5 protein-coding genes are annotated in these 4124 nt (G+C 37.9%); all 5 read right to left on the bottom strand.

What is annotated here, in order from left to right; all coding sequences use genetic code 11:
* On the bottom strand, positions 1–531 hold a 531-nt coding region (locus tag P0Y67_RS22290; RefSeq protein WP_342393649.1), incomplete at its 3' end, for an ISAs1 family transposase.
* Between the two features lie 13 nt (positions 532–544).
* A complete protein-coding gene (locus P0Y67_RS22285; protein WP_342393648.1) occupies positions 545–985 on the bottom strand; it encodes a hypothetical protein in 441 nt (146 codons plus the stop codon).
* 10 nt (positions 986–995) lie between these two features.
* Complete coding sequence (locus tag P0Y67_RS22280; RefSeq protein ID WP_342393647.1) at positions 996–2183, bottom strand: hypothetical protein; 1188 nt, start codon at positions 2181–2183, stop codon at positions 996–998.
* Positions 2158–2499, bottom strand: a complete 342-nt coding sequence (locus tag P0Y67_RS22275) for a hypothetical protein (RefSeq protein WP_342393646.1) — start codon at positions 2497–2499, stop codon at positions 2158–2160. The genes P0Y67_RS22280 and P0Y67_RS22275 overlap by 26 nt, the downstream gene beginning before the upstream one ends.
* 584 nt (positions 2500–3083) lie before the next feature.
* A partial coding sequence (locus tag P0Y67_RS22270; protein ID WP_342393645.1) for a Tricorn protease domain-containing protein occupies positions 3084–4124 on the bottom strand: 1041 nt, incomplete at its 5' end.

Here is a 4124-nt window from a genome sequence, read left to right as displayed (position 1 = left end):
AGATCCACAATGGTCTGGAAGCCTTTTCTCCGTTGCGTGCCGACATCTCAGAGCGTGGTTTTGACATAGTAGTTGCCTCACAACACTGATTTCACCATTCTTGCTTTCAGTTGGCTTTTGGCTAAGGACTAAACCACGTTCAGTATCGTAGGCGGTGACGAGCTGTAAGGCGTTTTTCTTATCGCCACGATAGGCACCACGCAGTACCTTGCCATCAAAAGCGATGACTGGCTTGTTTTGAGTCGCTCGCTGGTCATTAATCCAAAGAGCGAGTGCTTCAAGTAATGACTCTGCCACCACCGAACGTAATATGCGAGCAATGGTATGTCGGCGCGGGATACCATGTGTAAACGGGCGGTACTTTCGCAACCAGTGAAGCTTCTCATCACCATAAGTTTCAATGTCTTGCCAGCCTTCACAACCTGATGTGATGGCACTGATAACAAGGAAGATGACATCAACAAGATCATGCTTTCGATTAATGTCAGAGCGGTTTTCTGTCACCACAGAAAGATATTCAATAAGGTTCAATTTCGTAGGCTAGTTAAGAGTTTACGTTTATTAGATCATAGTTTTTAACAAAGTGCGATCCCGCCCTGCTCTTCGTGTCATTCAAGATTGCATAGATCTCTTGTACGAAGCCTATATTTTCATCTTCCAAGCCGCGCTCAAGAGTGACCTTGAATCCTTTATTATGTCCTTCCACATACGCCACAGGTGTATTTGAAGATGCATACTGATTCAATACTGCGTACTGTTGAGTCAGCCTGGCCATATCGTCTTCAGAGACCTGATGGAGTTTGGCAGACTGAATATCAGCGGTATGTTCCTGGGGTTCAAACGCCTGGCGATTTGAATGTACAAACAATTCATCCAGTGGTGTTGTAGCAGCATCCAGTTTAGACTGTTTCAGCATAGAGGGAATGGACATATACAGCTGGCCCATCAAATAGCTCCCTGAATGATTTTCTTCTTTTCTAGTCATCAGTTCAACCTTATTCATATAACATTTTAATTAATGTATCATTGTATTTATTTTTTGATGGTAACTCTGGAAAATAATTGGATATATTCAATCTATCGAATTCGATTTGCATATTTTTTGGAAGATAAAGATTATCATACACTTTTAACTCATAATCTTCCCCAGCGTTAAAATTATATTTTATTCTTGTTAAAGGGCTATCTTCATATTCCTGCACTTCTCTATATATACTTCCATCCTGAATTGCCCAAGCCTTTGGTTTAATGATGATAAATCCGATACTTTTACCTACTATCTCTTTAGGCTTGTTTATACTGTAAATGTTATATTCAACATTATTATGGGAATAGTTACAAGTATAATATTTCCTATCAACACTGAACATAGCCCCAAAAGTACATTCTTTAGAGAGATAATCTTTTCTAATTGGGTCTTTGAATCCAGGCATTTCATAAACCACCTGATTCCCTATACCTGGTAATATTTCAGAAAAATCGTTCTCCTCTTCTATAGTAGATATCGCTAAACTTTTGCTATTTAATAATAAAAAAGTTCCATTTGTATCTTCAAAATCTTGACCAAATAATTTCTTAAGATAGACAAATTTTTTTGTTTCTAAATTTAAAATTGCTGTATCTCCATTACTATTTACTAAAGCTGATTTCCCATCTCCCCCCCAACTTTCAATAAAGCATGTATTTGATGTTAATTGATAATATTCATTATTATTTAAGTCATACAATGAGCAAAAGTACCCTTTTTTACTTGAAGTTGATAATATAAACCTACCGTCAGGAGAACGGCTTGGAGCTATGAAGTATCCCATGGATACAACGTTCCCTCCAAAATCTTCATAGGTAGCAATAAGTTTAATATCTTTTCCATCTATACTCATTGAATAAATATTATAGTAATCGTCTCCCTTTTTTCTAGCTTTAAATAAAACTCTTGGAAGCTTAAAATTTTCATTCCATTTTTCATAACTGGGTTCCTCAGGGATTTTTATGTTTACATCCCAAGAAATTACATCATTTCTATTTTTCCAATGTTTAATCTCAATAGCATCAACAATTAATTCTAACTGCTCCTGATAGTCCTTATGATAAACTATTTTCTCTGTAATCATTTTCCATACTGGATAGGCGATTGCACCAACGCAAAGCGCCCCAACACTATAAGCCAGTAATTTTTTCTTCATGGTTTAAATTGATCCTAAAAATTTGTGCGTTCAGCCAAAGGTTTCTGATCTCTTCAAATTTCTTTGCTTCTTTGAAGGACTCTTCAACCATTTCAGCATGTTCAATTTCTTCACATTCGTCTTGATCGTTTACCAATTCTTCAAACGGCATTTCTGTAAAAATAAATTCGGCTCCATGTGGATCTTTTGGATTTGCAATAAAGAGTGTGAAACTTCCTTCTTTCGGCAATCCCGGCGATGGCAAAACCAAATAGGCTTTTGGGGATTCATTCTCGGGGACTTTAAGCCTTGCCAGCGTGCTGTGACCATTTTTCACTTCTGCTATAGTGTTGCGGAATCAGGAAACCCTATCAGATCGAATACCCTAATCAACTGCTTTAATCGCCGCACTCGCCTGAACATGTCACTTTGCGGTATTGAGCCAAAAATTAAATTCGACACCGGATCATTGCGTTACTGTTTTGCATGGGTGCTCTGTCTGACCAAAGCCAAGAATCTTCGCCAACGAAACCATCTTACTGGACATACAACATGCGGTGGTATTGAGGGCCTCCAAGGTGTGAGCACATCCGGTACAGAAGTGAAATCCATTGTTACTGATAGAGTAATTTACTCCAAGTAGCTGTCTACTCTTCTTAACCTTACCGTGCCTCAATGAACACAAACGATAATTTGAGTCTGTGGCCCATAACTCATGTTGTTCACTGTCACTCAAAGAAATAACGGGAATCAATTGAAGCGGCCGTACATTTTTAAGCTCTGTTGCTTTTGTTAAATCAGATTCATTGTGCCAGTTAGGGTATTCAAGAAAGCGAGTTTTTTATTAAAATCCTTATTAAAAATTGCGCTAAAAATATAATAATTTGGTGCTAAACACTTTTCAAGCAACATAGCCACTTCCTATTTTTCAAATCTACCGTCATTTGCGAAAGCATTATAGAGAGATGCTTCAGTCGCACTATGCCCTGTCGAAACTTGGTTCCACTTTATGTAATTATCTTGGACAATTTCTTTTTGATTATTTAATTTAAATAATACTGCCTTCCCAGAGCCATATCTCACATACTCAGCGTTTAAACCAATAACTTCAAAGTATTTATACTTGCCCAGCTTTCCTTCTTCTATATCCTCAGTGAAAAAAGTTCTTTCTTGTGTGTTAATTAAAAAGCGTTTCCGTCCACTTTGTCCCCAAGCAAAGCGTCCCGTAGGGCTTATTGATTTTTCAATCATTTCATATAATCCAAGTGATTTACCTTCGAGATCCTCACCAACACTATATAGCCATTCATTTTTTTTCTCATCATAGACAGCCACTCCATAATCATTAAGAACATATCTCTTCCCATCATATATTACGGAATACTCATTAAAGTTAATATCAGCTGATGCTATGGTTGATGTCTCTAAATCGTATTTCCACTTTTCCCATTGGTCTACAAAATATAAATAGCTACTGTCTTCCGCCCATAGAAACTCAGGATGGCCACGGGATTTACCCAACTCGATATATTCGCCAGTTTTTAAGTCTTTGATCACTTTAAACATACCATCATGATTGGCATATGCTAAAGCCAGATAACGATTATTCGGAGACATCCTAATTAATCGCACTTTTCCGTCAAATTCATCGGCAACTAATCGCAAATCCGTCCCGTCCGTTTTGATACTCCAGACTTTGTCTTTTCGTTCATAATAATCATCTGTTTCACCTTCACCATTATCCCAGCGGAAGACAACACGAGGTAAATCGTAAGAGCTTTCATTGTTTAAATCTTCGCGCGGCCATTCCTTAGCTTTAAAGACATAGTGACGGGGTTTTCCGTTGTTATCCTGGTACCGAACATAATTATGCTCGGTAATGTAAATCCGGCCATCCTCCCATTCCTGAGCATTTTTTTGCTCTACAATTGACAGCTCTTTTTCTGGTTGTTTACTTTCAGC

It is taken from the genome of Photobacterium sp. SP02, from assembly GCF_038519165.1.
GTDB classification, from domain to species: Bacteria; Pseudomonadota; Gammaproteobacteria; order Enterobacterales; family Vibrionaceae; genus Photobacterium; species Photobacterium halotolerans.
This window is presented reverse-complemented; position numbering and strand designations above follow the sequence as displayed.

Bases quoted from the DNA above. Each gene is read 5' to 3' on its own strand.
- P0Y67_RS22285 (WP_342393648.1), bottom strand. From the start codon at position 985: ATGACTAGAAAAGAAGAAAATCATTCAGGGAGCTATTTGATGGGCCAG.
- P0Y67_RS22280 (WP_342393647.1), bottom strand. From the start codon at position 2,183: ATGAAGAAAAAATTACTGGCTTATAGTGTTGGGGCGCTTTGCGTTGGT.